The organism is Sphaerisporangium sp. NPDC051017 (assembly GCF_040683095.1).
Lineage (GTDB): Bacteria > Actinomycetota > Actinomycetes > Streptosporangiales > Streptosporangiaceae > Sphaerisporangium.
The window spans coordinates 98,340-116,710 of the sequence record NZ_JBFBCI010000001.1 but is presented as its reverse complement, the minus strand read 5'-3'; the positions used below and the strand labels follow the sequence as shown (position 1 = coordinate 116,710).

Below are 18,371 nucleotides of genomic sequence, written 5' to 3'. Positions count from 1 at the left end.
GCTCCGCGGCCACTGTAACAAGACCGGGAATCGGCGAACAGCAGGGCGACCTTACGTACGGGTCACGGGTATGAGCGGCGTGGACCGGATCGCGACGGGCGGGAGCGCGGCGCGGGACCGGAAAACCGTGTCGGGTGGGGCACGGTGTCGTCCGCATATGCCAACGGTGAATGGGATGAAAGTGGGGTAACTTTGACCATTTCGCGTCTACGTGAGCAAGCACTCGACGACCTCACAGGACCTACGAACCGGACGCCGGTGGGCGTCTGAAAGCCGGACCGAGCCTGCCCGAGCGCGATTCGCGCCGGGAGGTCTCTGAAGGGCTCATGAATCGAACCTTACTCTGGGATCAGCCAACTGGGACCGATTCGATATAGGTCTTGAAGTTTCCACGCACAGAACGGGGCCTATAACCCGATGCTGCGAAATATGTGGATCAAATGGGAAATTGCGGTGTGATCATTCAGGACGTCACCCCGTCCCGGGCCACGGGCCTGAGGTGCAGGTCGTCCAGCAGGGCCTGCGTCGCCACCGCGATCGTCTCGACGGCGCGGTCGAACGCCTCGGCGTTGCGGGTGGACGGGGCGCGGAACCCCGAGATCTTGCGGACGTACTGCAGGGCCGCGGCCCGCACGTCCTCGTCGGTGACGTCGCTGGTGTAGGGCTCACGCAGGGTTTTGATGCTTCGGCACATGCAATGGACCGTACGTCATCCGAGGCGGTTGCCGCGGTTCAGGCCAGGCGAGTTCGGGCGGGCGGCATGGGTTCAAGGTGGCTGGATTCGGGCGTGCGGTCTGGGCTCAGGGTGGCCGGGTTCGGGTGGGCGGCCCAGGCTCAGGGCAGCCGCGCGCGGTGCATGCGGACCGCGTCCGGGAACATACCACCGGAATCCGGAAGGAGGAAAGTCCAGGTCAACCGGGGTTACCGGACATGTCGGCAGGGGGATGTCCTAATCGTCCAGACTCAGGAGGCTCGCCATGGCGCAGACGACGACCGCCGCCCCACCCCGCCAGACGCGTGCCAGGACGGCGGCCACGACCCGGCGTACCCCCTCCGGCGCCGCCCCCACCCGTCGGCACCACCGCCTTCCCGTGGGCATCATGTACGAGTTCAGGCTGCCCTTCATCGGCACAGTGGTGTCGATCCCGTCGATCGAGAGGCTCACGTACTACGCGGCCCTCGCGGCGCTGGTGGCGTTCCGGCTCATCGACTGGCGGCTGGCCCTGATCATCGGCTTCGGGCACGCCCTCGCCGAGCAGAACCTGTTCCGCTCGCTCAAGGGCATCGGTCAGGCGGCCGAGGCCGTCTAGGAAGGGCCGGTGCGGCCCATGAGCGGATCGTCCGTCCGCCGGCTCGTCGCGGCGGGGGCCCTGTGCGGCGCGGCGGGGACGACCGCGCTCTACATGGTCACCTACCTGGACCAGATCGTCCGGGGACGGCCCTCCAGCGGCCTGCCCGCGCAGACCACGCGGAAGCTCGCCGGGCTGGTGGGCGTCGACTTCGGCGAGGACGAGCGCGCACGCAGCCGCGAGGAGGGCGCGGGCGCGCTGCTCGGCATCCTGGTGGGGGTCGGCCTCGGGGTGGTGTACGGGCTGCTCGGGGGCATCGTTCAGCGGGTTCCGGCGCCGGTGGCGGGTGTGGGGCTCGGCCTGGTGGCGACGGCGGCGGCCGACGCGCCGATGACGCTGCTCGGGCTCACGGACCCGCGTACCTGGGGGACCGGGGGGTGGCTGTCGGACCTAGTCCCTCACGTGACGTACGGGTTGGTGACCGTGTACGCGTTCCAGATGATGGCCGGGGAGCGGCGGTCGCCTCGCGTGCGGGGGCGATAGGGGGCCGTCCTAATGAGGGCGCGGCCGTAGTATTCACGACTTTCCCTGTTTACGGCGATCCGGAAGCGTGTGCGCGACCCCTCCGGGGCCGCGCACAAAACCGCTCAGCGGCCCTCTCTCTTCCCCATCGCCTTCCGGATGACGTCCCGGGCCCGGTCCATGATCGCGGCCGGCGTCCCCATGACGATGTTCTTCGTCGCCGACTCCCTCCCGGGATGCGGATGCGTCGGGGCGAGGGACTCGGCCGCCTTGACGCCGAGCGCCATGGTCCGGCGCTCGCTGTCGCTGGTCTTCCTGACCAGTTCGGCGAACTCGTAGCGCTCCTCGTTGTCCGCGTGCTCGATCACGGACGTGCGCAGCTTCTTCAGATTGTCGGGGAAGGAGGCGTCGTCGGTGCCCTTCTCCTCCATGATCGTGAGAAGCTGCTTGGTCTCTTTCTCCTCGCGCAGGCGTGCCTCCACGATGGCGTCCCCGTCGTCGATCGTCCGCCGGGCGTACGGATGGACGATCTCCTCCTCGGCCGTCTCGTGCACGGCGACCAGGCGGACGAGCCGCTCGAAGGACTCCGCCCGCGCGCCGCCGGTCGCCCGCTCCACCTCGTCGAGCAGGCCCTTGATCATCTCGTGCTGGTGGACGAGCAGCGCGACGACGTCGTTCTCGTCCATCAATTCAGGAATCGTCTTGCCCTCTGCCATGAGATCCCCCCGTAGTTCACTGCTGTCGTGATGGAACGGCCGGTGTCCTGGCGCGGCCGGTGTCATGGTGGAACGGCCGGCAGCCGCCGCTGGTCCGGTGGCCGCCGGCCGTCACCCGGCACGATGGTGGGCGCCCCGGTCTATTTGGTGCGGCCTACTTGGTGCTGTCCGCGAGGTCGGTGAGCGCCACGGCGGTGCGGAAGTATTTGTTCCTGCCGAGGTCCCCGACCGTGTTGATCTTGAACGCTTCCTTGAGGAGCTTGGCATCGCCGTCACTGACCCCGGCCAGCGCCGATACGGGCGCCTTGACGATCTCCGGGAGGGTCTTGTCCTCGTACTCCTTGTCGAGGAGTTTGGCCAAATCCGCCGTCACTGCCATGGATCCCCCACTGATGTTCCCGTCCCGGCGGGAGTGCCGGGCAATGGAAACCTTCCCCGCCGGGCCGGGAAGCAGGGATATGTCCTGATAAGAGACGGCAAAGAGGCAGTAGTGAGGAGGGCCAGGGTGCGCACGCGGGAAGAACCACGCCGTGGAGCCCGGTGTTAGCGTGATCGTGATCCGGACGAGGGGGGACGATTGCCGGCGCCCCGAACCGCCGTGCCGGGGGCGCGGCCATAGACACGGCCGCCGCATTCTGGAAGATGTAGGGATCACGGCTCTGGTAGGGAACCCGCCTGCTCGGCCCTGTGGTCATCCTTCGAACCGGAGAATCTCCTCAACCCGCGTCGCGAGATCGGGCTCCGCCTTCAGCAACCCGATGAACGCAAGCTCGCGACCTTGCACGGGACGGGCTCCCGCTTGCCGAAGGGACTCGTCGACGGCGGCGTGCAGGTTGGGGAAGCGGCCCAGATGGTTTCTGACCGTGATCGGGTTTTTGCCGAGCTGTTCGGCGGCTTTGGGGATGGACAGCCCGGCGGCCAGGAGCGGTGGCAATCTGGGGTGCCAACTGGTGTCCGGAGCGGGCCCATGCAGTCCGCGGGCCCGTACGCGCGTCGCCTCTTCGTGAAAGGCTTCGTCGGCGCGGAAGTGCTGGTTCAGGGTCGCGGGACTCACCCCTAGCTTTCGCACCGCCGCCCTGAAACACAGCCCGTCCTTCACCAGGCGCAGGAACTCCGTGTGCCAGCCGGTGTCTCGACGCCTGGCCATCACCGGGCCTGGCCCAGCAGGATGCGCTCCCACAGGTCCGCTACCTCCACGTACCGCAATCGGGAGGTCTGGACCCTCGTCTCACCGAGGCCGGTGCGTTCGACGTAGCCCCGGCCGGCGGCGGTGACCAGGTAGTACACGACCGGGCGGCACTCGCACGTCCAGCGCAGCACCCTGCGCCGGGCCTCGGTCCGGTAAGCGGACAGCCAGTCGATCGCCTCGCTGTCGGGTCCGGCATCGGCGACGTGCGGACCGTGCCCGGCGGTGCCGTCTGTCGCCTTCAGCGCCGTCACCGCCCACCGTCCTCTCTCCGCTGGCCGCCGCCCTCGCTTCGCCGGCCATCCTCTCTGCGGCTGTCGGCGACCACGGCGGCGCAGTCACGGCACATCAGTACGCCGGGCATCCAGATGACGCGTGATCCGGAAATGTCGACCACCCGCGCCCGGGTGTCACAGGCCGTGGAAGCCAGGGCACCAGGTACGGCGGACGACCATGGCACTGCGTGCTCTATCCAGGACATAAGGACCATCGCCACCGCGAACAACCGGCCGCCGTCAGCCGTACGACCCGCGCCCTCCGCTGGCGCCGGCACCGGGGGCACACTGCCGCTGGGAAAGTAGCCACCGACCGAGATACCCGCGGACGGCCCAAACCCGTACGGATCGCCCACCTCATGCTCGACGGGCTCGGGCAGTTCTCTCTCTGTGCCGGTCATGCGACCCACGCCCACGGGCCGCCGACCTTTACCATCGCGCCGAGTTCGGCCTCGCGCATCAACTCGCGCAACTCCTCCACGGACGTCGCCTCGACGCGCAGGGGTTCCGGGCTGCGCCAGGCCGCGATGGCGAGGAAACGTCGGCTGCCCACACCGTACGAGATGCACCACGCGGGCTCCATCTGGTCGAGCTGGTGGGCCGCCGCACGTTTCGCCAGGTCCCAGCGCCGTGAGTCCACCTGGACGGGCGGCGTGCCGACCCGATGCCGCCCGGGCTCCCGGCTCACGCCGCCACCCCACGGCCGTACCCATCCCGCCGGTACGCCTCCTGCTGGTTCGGCCCACGCGCGTACGGCTCCCGCTGCTGGTACGGCTCCCGCGCGTACGGTCGGGGCCGGTACGTCTGGGGGCGGTACGACTCACGCCGGACGGCCGGCGGCGGGTCCTGACCGTGGGAGGCGGCGACGGGGACGGGTCGTGCGTGCCTTCCGGAATACGGGTCGGCGGACGGAGGGACCATCCTCGGGCGTACGGGCGCCGCCGAGGGAAGCGAGTCGCACAGGCCGAGCCGACGCCGCGCGTCCAGCCGGGCACGCATCTGGGCCGCCGTCGGCTGCTCCCACTCGTGGTGACGCCGATGCGGCAGGCTCGCGGCGTCATGAGCGTACGGCGGATGCCCGCACCACCGGCACCCGAGTGGCATCGGCGGAGCATCGGCGGGGTGCCGCATATGTATCAAACGTGCAACTGGTCGACTACCGAGAGTCGCGGCATGGGGCATGGTCGCAGCTCCGATGTGATCAAGGGCCCGTCCGGCGGCATCCGGCGCGCGGGCCCGTCATTTCAGGGGGTGGATCTATCGAACGCTGCGTAACGTGGTTGCGACAGAGGATAACTTCGGATGGGTTGGGATATCCCCTGCATCCGTGTGAGGTGCGCGAACATGAACGAGCTCCCCACCTGGGCCGTCCGGCTCCGTGACCAGCGGCAATCGCGTGACTGGTCCCTCCTCGACATGGCCCGCGGATTGTCCGAGGCCGCCGACGCCCGTACCCGGACCCACCTGCCGACGCGCGAGTCTTTGGTGCGAATGATCCGTTCTTGGGAGGCCGGAAAACACCGCCCTAGCGAGCCTTATCCAAGATTGTTCGCCGAGATCTTCGCGATCCCCGAGGCGGCCCTCTTCGCGGATAACCCGGATAACCCGGATACGCCAGGGGAGGATACGTATCCGGGTTATCCCTCGCGCGAGACTCACCGGCTCCCCGAGGGCGTGCGTAGCCTGGACATAAGTCTCCCTACATGTGTGGACATGAGTGACATGCAACGTCGTGCAGCGATACAGCTTCTCGCCGCGATAAGCGCCGGGGGGATCATCCCCGTCGGGGTCATGGAAACGGTCCTGTCCGGGGTCGAAGACGCTCTCAGGGACCACGCGGATGTGGACACCTGGGAGTCCGTCGTCGACGAGTACAACCACTTGGCCGACAAACGGCCGGTCGGTTCACTGATTGCGGATCTGACGGCGGACGTGGTCGCTGTCGGGCGGTTGATGAACAGAGGAAATCCGCCGCTGGTGCAGGCGGGACTGCTGCGTGTCAGCGCTGGCCTGGGGTGGATTTTGGCCTCGCAATTGGAGGACATCGGTGAGCGGCGAGCGGCCCGTGTCACCTGGAGTACTACCCGCCGTGCAGCTGATGCCAGTGGCGATCGGGACCTGATGGTGTGGGTGCGGGCCAAGGAGGCCAGCATGGCCCGATGGAGTGGCCGGCCCGATTCCGTCACCCTTGCGCTGACCGACGAAGCGATCAGCCTCGCGAACGGCCACCCCTCCAGGGGACTCGCACGTGCTTGTGCGGTACGTGCGTCCCTCGCCGCGCGAAGGGGCGAAATGGGTGCCCAGGATGCATATGCCGCACTTAACGCTCTCTCGGACGCGACGAATCGCGCCGGGTCGGAAAGGAGCGTCTACTGGGCTCAGGCTTATGTGTACGTGTTGCTCGGCGACGGTCGTGCTACTTCAGCGATGGAAGCGGCATTCGACCCGGTCAGTCCAGAACACGTCTCCGAGTTGCACATGCTGCAAGCTCTGGACCTTGTGCGTCGGCGAGAAGTAGGGGAAGGTCTGCAGCAGGCCCTCGCAACCGTTCAGGCAAGACCGGCGAGCGTGGCACGACGTCATATGGCGGGCCAAATCCTCACCGCCTTGCCGGAGAAAGCCCGCAACCTGCCCGCCGCCCACGAACTGCGCGCGCTGACGGCGTGACATCGGACCTGCGAGGGCTTCCGCGATCCGCGTGAAGAGCGGTCACTCGCTAAGCCGGACAATATAGACATTCGCGAACCACGTCCCGACGAACGCCGCATGAAGGTGGCCGGAAACCGCCCGGTCACCTTCGACGGACGAGGGCTCGTGAAGCGTGAAGAGCTCACGCAGCACGAGGGCTTGGGTCGCACGAGAGAGTACGCGGCGTGGTGGCTCGTGCAGACTGGCGCCATGACCGTCATCGAGCAGATCGGCCAGGGCCGGAACGTCAGCCTTACCACGTTCCGCCGGGACGGGCGGAGCGTCGCGACCCCGGTGTGGTTCGTGGTGGACGGTGGGGAGCTGCTGGTCCTGACCAGGCCGGACAGCGGAAAGGTCAAGCGGATCCGCAACGGCGGCCGCGTACTGGTCGCCCCCTGCGACGGCCGGGGCCGCATCGCCGAGGGGGCGCCGACCGCCGAGGCCACCGCGCGGATCCTGGACGAGGCGGGCACGGCCCACGTGCACGACCTGATGGCCCGCAGGTACTTCCCGGTCCGCCTGGCGGACCTGCTCGACACGCTGCGCCGACGCCGCCGTCCCCTGATCGGCATAGCCGTGACAGTCTGACGTCAGGCAGGTCGCACGCGGGTCGGGCTTAGTTCTGGGCGCTGAGAGAGCTCTCGATGACTGTACGGAACGGTGTGGTCGGACGGCCCAGCAGCGCAGGGAGGGTCGGGTCGGTCGCGGCGAACTCTTTGTTGCGGCTCGCCGTGAAGAGACCCATAAGCATGTCGGCCGCTCCGGGCCAGCTGTGGGACGTCAGGCTCGCACGGTACTCGTCGTCGCTGATGGTGACCCGGCGGATGGGGCGTCCGAGGATCTGCGAGGTGATGGACACCATGTCGTCGAGGTCGAGGGCCTCGGAAGCGGTCAGCGCCGGCGTGGGGCCGTCGAAGCGCCCCTCATCGGTGAGGATGATCGCGGCCGCCTCGGCCAGGTCGGCGTGCGCGGTCCACGAGACCGGGCCGTCCTGAGGCGCGGCGACCTCACCCGTCGTGAGAGCCGCCCGCAGGTGCATGATCCCGGAGGACGCGTAAAAGCCGTTGCGCAAGGAGGTGTACGCCATACCAGACTCGCGCAGAATGGCCTCGGTGGCGGCGTGGTCGGGCATCGGTGGGAAGGGGGACGACGGGTTGGCCCCCATGTGGCTGGTGTAGAGCACGCGTCGCGCCCCGGCCTCGCGGGCGGCCTCGATGGCGTTGCGGTGACCGCGGACCTTTTCCTCCCCGATGGAATTGGCCGACACGATCAGCACCTGGGTCGCGCCCTCGAAGGAATGCACCAGGCTCGCGGGGTCGCTGTAGTCCGCCTGACGTACCCGGACTCCCCGTTTCCCGAGGTCATCCGCCTTGTTCGGGTCCCTGACGCTGACGCCGATGTGATCGGCGGGGTGGCGGGTGAGCAGTTCCTCGACGATCTCCCGGCCCAGCAGGCCCGTGGCTCCGGTAATGACGATCACGCAGTTTCTCCTTGTGAGTGGTGCAGGGGGAAATGACACGCGGACGTGCTCCCAGAACGGGCGGTGACCCCTGCGCTCCGCCCGGCCGAATGCGTTGGGTGGGCGGCCTGAACGCGCTGTGGGCACGTGCCAGGGCAGCGGACAACAGGCCTGGTATGCCGCGATCCCCATCTCCCGGGCCGTCGAGACGGGGCTTCACGAGACCCGGAAGTGGGGCACGGATTCATCCTGTGGCCCGTCCCGATGAAACGGAATGACCAGGTCAGTCGCAGTCGTTACCCTGAAGGTAATGGACGCCTCCGCTGTGGACTCTCGCCTCCTGCGCTACTTCGTCGCCGTGGCCGAGGAGCTCAACTTCACGCGCGCCGCCGAGCGGCTCCACATCGCCACGCCGCCCCTGTCCCGGGCGATTCGCAAGCTGGAGGCGGAGCTAGGCGTCTCCCTCTTCCACCGCACCACCCACGCGGTCGCGCTGACCCCGGCAGGCGAGGTGCTCCTCAAAGGGGCGAGGGTCGCTCTGGACGCGTTGGAGGCGGCCGTACGCCGAGCACAACGCACTGCCGACCCTCGGTTGGTGCTCACCGTCAAGACGGACAATGACGCCGGGCTGCTGGAAGCCATCCTGTCCAGGTACGCCTTGTACGCATCGAGCACGAAGGCGCCGCCCGTCCACGTCAGGCTCAGCGGCTGGCGCGAACAGGCGCGGCTCGTCCGCCGGGGCGAAGCCGATGCCGCCCTCCTCTACGAGCCGTTCGACACGACCGGCCTGGACCACGAAACGATCACTGTGGACCCCTGTGTGGTGGCTCTTCCCGCCGCGCATCCCTTGGCGCCCCAGCCGGCGGTAACGCTCGGGGAGCTGGACCTGCCGGGAGTCGAGGCCGGCCGTCCCGAGACGTTCTACAAGTACCTAGATACGATCGCCCACGAGCACCGCCTCCAGGACCTGACCCAGCTCCTCAAGCGCGTCGAACTCGGCGAGCTGATCACGCTGCTGCCCGCGTCCGTGGCGTCCCACTACCCTCGGCCGGGCATCGCCTACCGGCCGGTGCCCGGCGCGCCGTCGGCGCGCCTCGCCATCGCCTGGCCCAAGGAGTCCCGTTCCCCCGCCATCGCCGCCTTGGTGCGCGCGGCCACGACATCCGCACAAGCCGCGAACACCGCCGCGGAGCAGCCGCCGGCTTGAGGCGGTGGTGTACTGACCTGCCCATCGTCGAATACCGAAACAAGAACCCCGGAGCGGCAGGTTTCGTCCGGGGTTCCTTCAAGAGGACCTTTCTGGTCGGCTGCTGACTCGAGTGTGCGCCTTGCGCCGCCCGTTCTGATTTAGCGATTGGGGACAGTTCGAGCGATGACGCTAGATCGGTAAGGCGAACTGACGAGCCAGAGGATTTTCTCTCCTCAAAGGTGCATACAGGGTCGAAACGTAGTGGACGCCGAGGGCGAATGGACATAATCGAGCATCGCCCGACCCCATGTAGGCGTACCCTCTTTGAGGCCCTAAAGGACGCCCGGCGTGATTGCCTGTGGAGGAGTGCGTGGAGATCTGGGAGCGCGCGTCGATCAGGTGCATGCTCAATGCGAAGCTCGACGAGCTTCATGGGGAAGGTTTCGAGGAGTTCTTCCACAGGGTTATGTGTACTTTGGAACCAAGCTTCCTGAACGTGCGGACCGCCGGTCGTCGCGGAGATCAAGGAGCGGACGGTCTTCTACTGTCTGGTGGCAAGCTGTACGCCTGCTATGCGCCGCAGACAGTGACTCCCGCCAAGCTCGCTGGCAAGTTCGAAAGTGATCTTGCTAACGCGCTAAAGAAGCGCAGGGGCGAGTTCGGTACCTTTGTCTTCGTCCATAACGATCGTCGAGGGATCCATCCAGAGTTAGCTTCGTTGCTGGCCACCGCGCGCAACGACCATCCGCAGTTATCCTTCGAGAACTTCGGGCGGACTCACTTCTACACCCAGTTCTGCAGGATGGAGAGATGGCAGGTAGAGGACTTCCTGGGCCCTTTCCCCGCAGCCCCGGTTGCTGTCAGCGTCGTCTTGGACGATTTGGTGCCACTCTTGGATCACTTGGCCGAGTACCGTCGCCCGCTTGAAGACTTGCCTCCCATCCCCAGGCCACCCCTGACGAAGATGGACTACAACGGGTTCTCCTGGGACGTACGGCACCGCATGCGTCTTGCCCTGCCGTATGTCAACCATGTAGAGGAGTACTACCGTGGTCGGCTTGACCCGAATGAGCGTGACGAGGTGGCGGCGGGCTTCCGCGCTCACTACGAGTTGATAGCTCAGACGAGCGACGTGGCTGATGAAATTCTTTGGCATCTTGAGCGCCACATCCTCGGCAACGCTAAGCAAGTGTCACCTATGGAGCTCAATGCGCTGGTCGTCCTGATGTACTTTTTCGGAGAGTGTGAGATCTTCAAGGTGCCGCCGGATGGCTGGGTTCCTGCGACTGAGTTGGGGGTGGCCACGTGATCGTTCCTACCAAGGGCGTCGCGCCGCAGCGGGCACTTCTCGCTGTTGGTGCTCAGGTCGTGCTCGCTACCGAGCGTCAGCCTGTGACCATCAGCCAGGCATGGCGGCGCCTCCTGGCATGGCGCGAAAGTAACAATCATCACTCGCCGCTGACGTTCTCATGGTTCGCCCTGTCGTTGGATCTGCTGTACGCCATGGGCTTGGTTGAGCTAGAACAGGATGTACTGATCTTCCGGGCACGTGACGATGCTGCATAGCCTGACGTCCAACGATGAGATGTTCCAATCGGTACATTTTGGCCCAGGCCTCAATATATTGGTGGCGGAACGTACAGACATATCCACCGACACCGATAGTCGCAATGGCTCGGGCAAGTCAAGTGTAATCGAACTCATTCATTTTCTTTTCGGTGCCCAAGGGGGCAACAAGGCTCTCTGGGCGAACGAGAGTCTTGGTCGTCACGCATTCACGCTTGAGTTGGATTGGCCCGGGCTGCGAGAGGTGCTAACGGTCACGCGTGCCGCCGGTCGCCCAAATAGGATATCGATTTATCCGGATGTCACCAAAAGGGCGCCGCAAAGCCTCTTTGAGCAGACTGCCGAGATATCGCCGAAAGAGTGGCAGTGGCTGATCGAGCGTGATCTATATGGCTCGTCCGCCGAGAACGCCGAAACAAGCGGAAGAACGCTGATGTCGTTCACGGTTCGACGTGTTGGTTCCGGTGGGTTTCTAGAACCTACGAGAACTTTCGCGCAGCAGTCTCCCCATGACGCGATGGTCAATCTCTGTCATCTGTTCGGCCTTGATGTCGGCCTGGCTGCGAGGTATCGACTTCTCTCGAATCAGGAGTCGACCAGGAAGAAGCTCGTCGAAGCCGCCAAAGATCCGGTTTGGGGCAAGATTGTTGGTCGCTCCGCAGAGCTCCGTGGAGAGATCGGCGCTGTAGAGCAGCGTCTGACCGAGCTCGAGCGGCAGATCGCCGACTTTCAAGTGGTTCCCGAATACGAGAACATTCGCCGTGAAGCCGACCGTATCGATCAGCAGATCAGGGCCCTTAGAGCGTCGGAAGCCATCGAGCGTCGCAATCTCCAGGACCTGGAGCGCGCGATGGAGGACGTGGCTGAACCCGATGATCGCTACATGGAGGCGGCCTACAAGCAGTTGAATATGATTCTTGGCAGGGAAGTGCGGCGGCGATTTGACGAGGTACGCGCGTTTCACCAGACAGTTGTGCGGAATCGCGAGAAGCAACTCAGTGAAGAAGTCGCTCGCCTCCGAGAACTTCTCTCGGAGCGCGGCAGGAGGCGCCAGGAGTTGGGCGAAAGGCAAGCTGTGCTGCTGCGGACCCTGAATTCCGGTGGTGCGCTGGATGCACTTACCTCCCTTCAATATGCTCTAGCTCGTGAACAAGCACATCTGGAGTCACTCAGACATCGATTCCAGGCGGCGCAGGCATTAGAGGCGAGTCGGCGTGATATCGATGCGCAGCGGTTGGAACTGGAACAGGAGATGATAGTAGATCTCGAAGATCGGGATGCTGTCACCCGTGAGGCGAATGCGCTTTTCAATCGGTATGCTCGACGATTGTACGGGGATGGCAAGAACCCCTATCTTGCTTTCAGCCCGACCAAGCAGCGAATGCGGATCGAGCCGAAGATCGAAGACGATGGTAGCAGAGGGATCCATAACATGGTCATCTTCTGCTTCGATCTCACCGCTTCGGTAATCGCTCACAGATCTGGACGAGGTCCCGATTTCCTCATCCATGACAGCCATCTTTATGACGGTGTGGATGAGCGGCAGGTCGCCCGCGCCCTTCAACTCGCGGCTGAAGTCTCCGAGGCCGAGGGTATGCAGTACATCGTCACCATGAATTTCGACGACCTGCAGAAGGCGATTTCAGTCGGATTCGTCGCGGATCCTTACATCATTGAGCCACACCTGACCGACCAGCCGTACGGCGGGCTCTTCGGCTTTCGCTTCTAATGAGCGGCCTTAGTCGCTACTCGCGTGCCCTTCAGGGCTCTTACTAATGAGAAACTATGCTACTGGACAATTTCGAAGCCCTGACCTGCGGCGATGCCATTTCCGTGGTCCAGTAACCACGTTTCCCTTTAGTACAAGGCCTACTAATGGGAAACTATGTCACTGGACAATTTCGGCACCCTGACCTGCGGCGACGCCATTTCCGCGGTCCGGTAACCAACTTTCCCTTTAGTATGTGACAACCGCGAACAGGTGGGTAGCCGGCCTGTGTGCGCAGGGGCGCAATCACGCTCCCCGGAGTCGAAGCCGGTGGGCACCCTGCACATGGCGACCAGCGTGGAAAGTTAGCCGACCAAGCGGTTGGTTCTCATATCCGCTTTTCCGTGAACGTTCGGCGGGTGACCCGCTGTATGGCGGCGCCGGCTTCGCCGTACCGCTTCCCGCCGCGTCGGCGCCATTTGGGGAGAACCGTGGTGGACGGGAGGGGGTGGGACGGTGCTGGTGAGAAGGATCGTGGTGCTTGGGAGGGGTGTCGACTTAGGACAACGTGGTTGCACGGGAGGGCGGGGGCCGGCGAGAGATCGTGGTGGGGGGTGTTGGGTGAGGGCATCGTGGTGGGCGCTGCTGGGCGATCCCCGCGACGGCCGGCGCCAGGCCCACCACCTTCAGCAGCAGCACCTCGGAGTTGGGCCAGGGGGTGGGGGCTGCAGGGGTGATCTCCAAGGGTTGGCGGGGTGGGGTGTAAAGATTGCGTCAAAAGTTCGCACGTGGGCGTAGGGAGTGCGTCAAGGGGAGCAAAAACTCGTGAATCCGGCTATTTCCTGGCTTTGAGACTGTCCGAGGTGGACAGCCAAGTGCTTGTAAGTCCGGAAATCGAGGAGTGGGGATGGCCGACGTCATCTTCGTTGCCCTGACGATCGCGATCTTCGTGGTCCTCGGGCTCGTCGTCAAGGCGGTGGAGCGCCTGTGAGCGCTGTCAACGCCGCGGGGCTGGTGATCGCCGCCGGCCTCGTGATCTTCATGGTCGCTGCCCTGCTGTTCCCGGAGCGCTTCTGATGTCGTCGACCGGCGCGGGGATCCTGTTCATCGGGTCCCTGATCGTCGCTCTGGCCGTCACGCACCGGCCGCTGGGCGACTACATGTACCGCGTCTACACCGGGACGCGGCACCTGGCCGTGGAGCGTGTGCTCTACCGGCTGGTCGGTGTCCACCCGGAGGCCGAGCAGCGGTGGAGTGTGTACGCCCGCTCGGTGCTGGCGTTCTCGGCTGTGTCGATCCTGTTCCTGTACGCGTTCCAGCGGCTGCAGGACAAGCTGTTCCTGAGCCTCGGATTCCCAGGCGTGACCGGCCACGTGGCCTGGAACACGGCGGTCAGTTTCGTCACCAACACCAACTGGCAGTCGTACTCGGGTGAGTCCACCATGGGCCACCTGGTGCAGATGGCGGGCCTGGCGGTGCAGAACTTCGTGTCGGCGGCCGTCGGCATGTCGGTGGCGATGGCGCTGGTGCGCGGGTTCGCCCGCAGGAACACCGAGGAGCTGGGCAACTTCTGGGTGGACCTGATCCGTGGCACGGTCCGCGTCCTGCTGCCGATCGCGTTCATCGGCGCGGTCGTGCTGGTGGCCGGAGGCTTGATCCAGAACTTCGCCGAGCCGCACACGATCACCACGCTGACCGGGGCGAAGCAGGCCATCACGGGCGGCCCGGTGGCGAGCCAGGAGATCATCAAGGAGCTGGGTAACAACGGCGGTGGCTTCTACAACGCCAACTCCGCCCATCCGTTCGAGAACGCGGCGAGCTGGACGAACTGGATCGAGATCTTCGCGATCCTGGTGCTGCCGTTCGCGTTGCCGCGCACGTTCGGCCGGATGGTGGGCGACAAGCGGCAGGGCTACGCCATCGTGGCGATCATGGGCATTCTGGCGCTGGTCAGTGTCTCCGTGCTGACCGGGCTGGAGGTCGCCCACCATGGGACCGTCCCGCAGGCGGTGGGGGCGGCGATGGAGGGCAAGGAGGTCCGTTTCGGCGTGCCGAACTCCGGCACCTTCGCGGCGGCCACGACGCTGACCTCGACCGGGGCGGTGAACTCCTTCCACGACTCCTTCACCGCGCTGGGCGGCATGATCACCATGGCGAACATGATGCTGGGCGAGGTCGCGCCCGGCGGGGTGGGCGCGGGCCTGTACGGCATGCTGGTGCTGGCGGTGGTCACGGTGTTCGTCGCGGGCCTGATGGTCGGCCGCACGCCGGAGTATCTCGGCAAGAAGATCGGTTCGCGCGAGATCAAGCTGGCCTCGCTGTACTTCCTGACCACGCCGGTGCTGGTGCTGATCGGCACGGCCCTGGCGATGGGCTCGCCGGCCGAGCGCGCGAGCATGCTGAACAGCGGCCCGCACGGCCTGTCGGAGGTGCTGTACGCCTTCACCAGCGCCTCGAACAACAACGGCTCGGCGTTCGCGGGCCTGACCGTCAACACCCCCTGGTACGACACCGCGCTGGGCTTGTGCATGGCGTTCGGGCGGTTCCTGCCGATGGTGTTCGTGCTCGGGCTGGCGGGTTCGCTGGCCAGGCAGGCGCCGGTGCCGGCGTCGGCGGGCACGCTGCCCACGCATCGGCCGCAGTTCGTCGGGATGGTCGTCGGTGTGACGGTCATCCTGGTCGCGCTGACCTTCCTCCCCGCCCTGGCGCTCGGGCCGCTCGCAGAAGGAATCCGGTAATGGCCACCCCAATCGTCCACACGCCGGGCCGACCCTCCGTGCCGCACAGGAACGGCAAGGTCGGAGGTGGCCTGCTCGATCCCAAGCAGTTGGTCAGGTCCCTGCCGGACGCGCTGCGCAAGCTCAACCCCGCCACGCTGTGGCGTAACCCGGTCATGTTCATCGTCGAGATCGGCGCGGCGTTCACCACCGCGCTGGCGATCGTCGGCCCGTCGGTGTTCGCCTGGGCGATCGTCGTCTGGCTCTGGCTGACGGTGGTGTTCGCCAACCTGGCCGAGGCGGTGGCCGAGGGCCGGGGCAAGGCGCAGGCCGCCACCCTGCGCGCGGCCAAGCGCGACACGATGGCCCGCCGGCTCACCGGCTGGAGCCCCGGCAAGACCAGGGTCGTCGAGGAGTCCGTGGGCGCCCCCGAGCTCAGGCAGGGCGACATAGTCGTGGTCGAGGCCGGCGGGATCATCCCCGGGGACGGGGACGTGGTCGAGGGCATCGCCAGCGTGGACGAGTCGGCCATCACGGGCGAGTCGGCGCCGGTGATCCGCGAGTCCGGCGGTGACCGGTCGGCGGTGACGGGCGGCACCCGGGTGCTGTCGGACCGGATCGTCGTCAAGATCACCCAAAGGCCGGGGGAGAGTTTCATCGACCGGATGATCGCGCTGGTGGAGGGCGCGAACCGGCAGAAGACGCCGAACGAGATCGCGCTGAACATCCTGCTGGCCGCTCTAACGATCATCTTCCTGGTGGCCACGGCCACCATGCAGCCGCTGGCGATCTTCTCCAAGGCGCAGAACCCGGGCATCCCCGACTCGGTGGCCCTCACCGCCGACGGCGTCACCGGCATCGTGCTGGTCTCGCTGCTGGTCTGCCTGATCCCCACCACCATCGGCGCGCTGCTGTCGGCGATCGGCATCGCCGGGATGGACCGGCTGGTGCAGCGCAACGTGCTGGCGATGAGCGGCCGCGCGGTCGAGGCGGCCGGGGACGTGGGCACGCTGCTGCTGGACAAGACCGGCACGATCACCCTGGGCAACCGGCAGGCGTCCGACTTCTCCCCGGCGGCGGGGGTCACGGCGGACGATCTGGCCGCCGCGGCGCAACTCGCGAGCCTGGCGGACGAGACCCCGGAGGGGCGTTCGATCGTGGTGTTCGCCAAGCAGGCCTACGGTCTGCGGGAACGCGAGCCGGGTGAGCTGGCGCACGCCGAGTGGATCGCGTTCACCGCCCAGACCCGCATGTCGGGGGTGAACCTGGCGGGCAGGCAGGTGCGCAAGGGCGCGGCGACCGCGGTGATGAAGTGGGTGCGCGACTACGGCGGCCACCCCACCGACGAGGTGGGGCATCTGGTGGACGGGATCTCGGCCTCGGGCGGCACGCCGCTGGTGGTGGGCGAGGTGCTGGACGGCAAGGCCCGCGTGCTGGGCGTCATCCACCTCAAGGACGTCGTCAAGCAGGGCATGCGGGAGCGGTTCGACGAGATGCGCCGGATGGGCATCCGCACGGTGATGATCACCGGTGACAATCCGCTGACGGCGCGGGCCATCGCCGAGGAGGCGGGAGTGGACGACTTCCTGGCCGAGGCCACCCCGGAGGACAAGCTGGCGTTGATCCGCCGGGAGCAGGCGGGCGGCCGGCTGGTCGCGATGACCGGGGACGGCACCAACGACGCCCCGGCGCTGGCGCAGGCGGATGTGGGGGTGGCGATGAACACCGGCACCTCGGCCGCCAAGGAGGCCGGGAACATGGTCGACCTGGACTCCAACCCGACCAAGCTCATCGAGATCGTGGAGATCGGCAAGCAGTTGCTGATCACCCGGGGCGCGCTGACGACGTTCTCCATCGCCAACGACATCGCCAAGTACTTCGCGATCATCCCGGCGATGTTCGCCGCCGTCTACCCGGGCCTGGACGCGCTGAACGTGATGCGCCTGGCCAGCCCGCAGTCGGCGATCCTGTCGGCGGTCGTCTTCAACGCGATCATCATCGTGGCGCTGATCCCGCTGGCGCTGCGCGGCGTCCGCTACCGGCCCTCGACCGCGTCCAAGCTGCTCAGCCGCAACCTGTACCTGTACGGGCTGGGCGGCATCATCGTCCCGTTCATCGGGATCAAGGCCATCGATCTGATCATCCACCTCCTTCCGGGGATGTCGTAATGGAACGCCTGCCTGGCTGGATCCGCCAGCACCTCGCCGCGCTGCGCGCACTGCTCGCCCTGACCCTGCTCACCGGAGCGATCTACCCGCTGATGGTCACCGGCATCGCCCAGGCCGTGTTCAACGGCCACGCCAACGGCTCGATCGTCCAGAAGGACGGCAAGGACACCGGCAGCGCCCTCGTCGGCCAGCTGTTCACCGACACGGAGGGCAATCCGGTCAAGAAGTACTTCCAGAGCCGTCCGTCCGCGGCCGGCGCCGGGTACGACCCCACCTCCAGCGGGGCGAGCAACCTGGGCCCGGAGGACATCGTGGACACCCTGCCGGTTCCCGGCGCCAAGAACGACAAGGGCGAACCGGACACCGGCCGGCAGAGCCTGCTCACCCAGGTCTGCTCCCGCAGCAAGGCCGTGGGCGAGCTGGAGGGCGTCAGCGGCGCACGGCCGTACTGCACGCCCGACGGGGTGGGTGCGGTGCTGAAGGTCTTCCCCGCCGTCGGGACGCCCACGCGGGCGGTCAGCGTCAACCAGGCCTGCCCGGCTGCCCCCTTCGTCGCCTCCTACCAGGGGGTGAAGGTGGAATGCGGCAAACCCGGGGAGGACTACGCGGCCGGGCGCACGGTCCCGATCCGGGGGACGGGCCGGGCCGTGGTGCCCGCCGACGCGGTCACCGCCGGCGGCTCCGGCCTGGACCCGCACATCTCGGTCGCCTACGCCGACCTGCAGGCCGCCCGGGTCGCCAAGGAACGCGGCCTCACCAGGGACCAGGTGATGACGCTGATCAAGCGGAACACCACCGGCCGCGCGCTCGGTTTCATGGGCGAGCCGGCGGTGAACGTCCTGGAACTCAACCTGGCTTTGGACCGGCTCACGCCGTAAGGACACTGAA

Annotated in this window: 20 protein-coding genes; 12 read left to right on the top strand and 8 right to left on the bottom strand. The window is 66.5% G+C overall.

Features of this window, described 5'->3' with window-relative positions:
• Positions 1–463: 463 nt before the first annotated feature.
• Entirely contained in the window at positions 464–694 is a 231-nt protein-coding gene (locus AB0M95_RS00560) for a DUF2277 domain-containing protein (protein ID WP_363757762.1), read from the bottom strand.
• A 283-nt stretch (positions 695–977) separates the two neighbouring features.
• Here AB0M95_RS00560 and AB0M95_RS00555 point away from each other — a divergent pair, with 283 nt between their 5' ends.
• Both AB0M95_RS00555 and AB0M95_RS00550 read left to right on the top strand, forming a co-directional pair.
• Positions 978–1,310: a hypothetical protein gene (locus AB0M95_RS00555; RefSeq protein ID WP_363757760.1), complete on the top strand. Its 333-nt coding sequence runs from the start codon at positions 978–980 to the stop codon at positions 1,308–1,310.
• 18 nt (positions 1,311–1,328) lie between these two features.
• Entirely contained in the window at positions 1,329–1,832 is a 504-nt protein-coding gene (locus AB0M95_RS00550) for a hypothetical protein (RefSeq protein WP_363757758.1), read from the top strand.
• Between the two features lie 104 nt (positions 1,833–1,936).
• Here AB0M95_RS00550 and AB0M95_RS00545 read toward each other — a convergent pair whose 3' ends face one another.
• The 6 genes from AB0M95_RS00545 to AB0M95_RS00520 all read right to left on the bottom strand — a co-directional run bounded on the left by AB0M95_RS00545 (position 1,937) and on the right by AB0M95_RS00520 (position 5,092).
• On the bottom strand, positions 1,937–2,527 hold the full coding sequence (locus tag AB0M95_RS00545) for a hemerythrin domain-containing protein (protein ID WP_363757756.1): 591 nt from the start codon (positions 2,525–2,527) through the stop codon (positions 1,937–1,939).
• A gap of 154 nt (positions 2,528–2,681) precedes the next feature.
• Positions 2,682–2,900, bottom strand: a complete 219-nt coding sequence (locus AB0M95_RS00540; RefSeq protein WP_363757754.1) for a hypothetical protein — start codon at positions 2,898–2,900, stop codon at positions 2,682–2,684.
• Between the two features lie 318 nt (positions 2,901–3,218).
• Positions 3,219–3,626, bottom strand: coding sequence for a hypothetical protein (locus AB0M95_RS00535; protein WP_363757752.1), 408 nt, complete (start codon positions 3,624–3,626; stop codon positions 3,219–3,221).
• A gap of 47 nt (positions 3,627–3,673) precedes the next feature.
• Complete coding sequence (locus tag AB0M95_RS00530; protein ID WP_363757750.1) at positions 3,674–3,967, bottom strand: hypothetical protein; 294 nt, start codon at positions 3,965–3,967, stop codon at positions 3,674–3,676.
• A 418-nt stretch (positions 3,968–4,385) separates the two neighbouring features.
• Positions 4,386–4,676 carry a hypothetical protein gene (locus AB0M95_RS00525; protein WP_358520005.1) on the bottom strand — a complete coding sequence of 97 codons (291 nt, stop codon included), beginning with the start codon at positions 4,674–4,676 and terminating at the stop codon, positions 4,386–4,388.
• The gene (locus AB0M95_RS00520; RefSeq protein WP_363757748.1) at positions 4,673–5,092 is read right to left on the bottom strand and encodes a hypothetical protein; all 420 of its coding nucleotides are present in this window, start codon (positions 5,090–5,092) and stop codon (positions 4,673–4,675) included. The genes AB0M95_RS00525 and AB0M95_RS00520 overlap by 4 nt, the downstream gene beginning before the upstream one ends.
• A gap of 240 nt (positions 5,093–5,332) precedes the next feature.
• On the opposite strand from AB0M95_RS00520, the gene AB0M95_RS00515 reads away from it, so the two are divergent.
• Positions 5,333–6,655 (top strand): XRE family transcriptional regulator, encoded by a 1,323-nt coding sequence (locus AB0M95_RS00515; RefSeq protein ID WP_363757746.1) that lies wholly within the window; start codon positions 5,333–5,335, stop codon positions 6,653–6,655.
• A gap of 147 nt (positions 6,656–6,802) precedes the next feature.
• Positions 6,803–7,264, top strand: coding sequence for a PPOX class F420-dependent oxidoreductase (locus tag AB0M95_RS00510; RefSeq protein WP_363757744.1), 462 nt, complete (start codon positions 6,803–6,805; stop codon positions 7,262–7,264).
• Between the two features lie 28 nt (positions 7,265–7,292).
• Here AB0M95_RS00510 and AB0M95_RS00505 read toward each other — a convergent pair whose 3' ends face one another.
• Positions 7,293–8,156 (bottom strand): SDR family oxidoreductase, encoded by an 864-nt coding sequence (locus AB0M95_RS00505; RefSeq protein WP_363757742.1) that lies wholly within the window; start codon positions 8,154–8,156, stop codon positions 7,293–7,295.
• 289 nt (positions 8,157–8,445) lie between these two features.
• On the opposite strand from AB0M95_RS00505, the gene AB0M95_RS00500 reads away from it, so the two are divergent.
• From AB0M95_RS00500 to AB0M95_RS00465, 8 genes are all read left to right on the top strand, one after another.
• Positions 8,446–9,342: a LysR family transcriptional regulator gene (locus tag AB0M95_RS00500; RefSeq protein ID WP_363757740.1), complete on the top strand. Its 897-nt coding sequence runs from the start codon at positions 8,446–8,448 to the stop codon at positions 9,340–9,342.
• Positions 9,343–9,694: 352 nt separating this feature from the next.
• Entirely contained in the window at positions 9,695–10,633 is a 939-nt protein-coding gene (locus AB0M95_RS00495; RefSeq protein WP_363757738.1) for an ABC-three component system protein, read from the top strand.
• Positions 10,630–10,890: an ABC-three component system middle component 6 gene (locus AB0M95_RS00490; protein WP_358519985.1), complete on the top strand. Its 261-nt coding sequence runs from the start codon at positions 10,630–10,632 to the stop codon at positions 10,888–10,890. The genes AB0M95_RS00495 and AB0M95_RS00490 overlap by 4 nt, the downstream gene beginning before the upstream one ends.
• Positions 10,880–12,619 carry an ABC-three component system protein gene (locus tag AB0M95_RS00485; protein WP_363758395.1) on the top strand — a complete coding sequence of 580 codons (1,740 nt, stop codon included), beginning with the start codon at positions 10,880–10,882 and terminating at the stop codon, positions 12,617–12,619. The genes AB0M95_RS00490 and AB0M95_RS00485 overlap by 11 nt, the downstream gene beginning before the upstream one ends.
• Before the next feature lie 966 nt (positions 12,620–13,585).
• Positions 13,586–13,675 carry a K(+)-transporting ATPase subunit F gene (kdpF, locus tag AB0M95_RS00480; protein ID WP_358519976.1) on the top strand — a complete coding sequence of 30 codons (90 nt, stop codon included), beginning with the start codon at positions 13,586–13,588 and terminating at the stop codon, positions 13,673–13,675.
• Positions 13,675–15,336: a potassium-transporting ATPase subunit KdpA gene (gene kdpA, locus AB0M95_RS00475; protein WP_363757735.1), complete on the top strand. Its 1,662-nt coding sequence runs from the start codon at positions 13,675–13,677 to the stop codon at positions 15,334–15,336. The genes kdpF and kdpA overlap by 1 nt, the downstream gene beginning before the upstream one ends.
• Positions 15,336–17,483 carry a potassium-transporting ATPase subunit KdpB gene (gene kdpB, locus AB0M95_RS00470; protein WP_363757733.1) on the top strand — a complete coding sequence of 716 codons (2,148 nt, stop codon included), beginning with the start codon at positions 15,336–15,338 and terminating at the stop codon, positions 17,481–17,483. The genes kdpA and kdpB overlap by 1 nt, the downstream gene beginning before the upstream one ends.
• Positions 17,483–18,361, top strand: a complete 879-nt coding sequence (locus tag AB0M95_RS00465) for a potassium-transporting ATPase subunit C (protein ID WP_363757731.1) — start codon at positions 17,483–17,485, stop codon at positions 18,359–18,361. The genes kdpB and AB0M95_RS00465 overlap by 1 nt, the downstream gene beginning before the upstream one ends.
• The last annotated feature ends 10 nt before the right edge of the window (positions 18,362–18,371 follow it).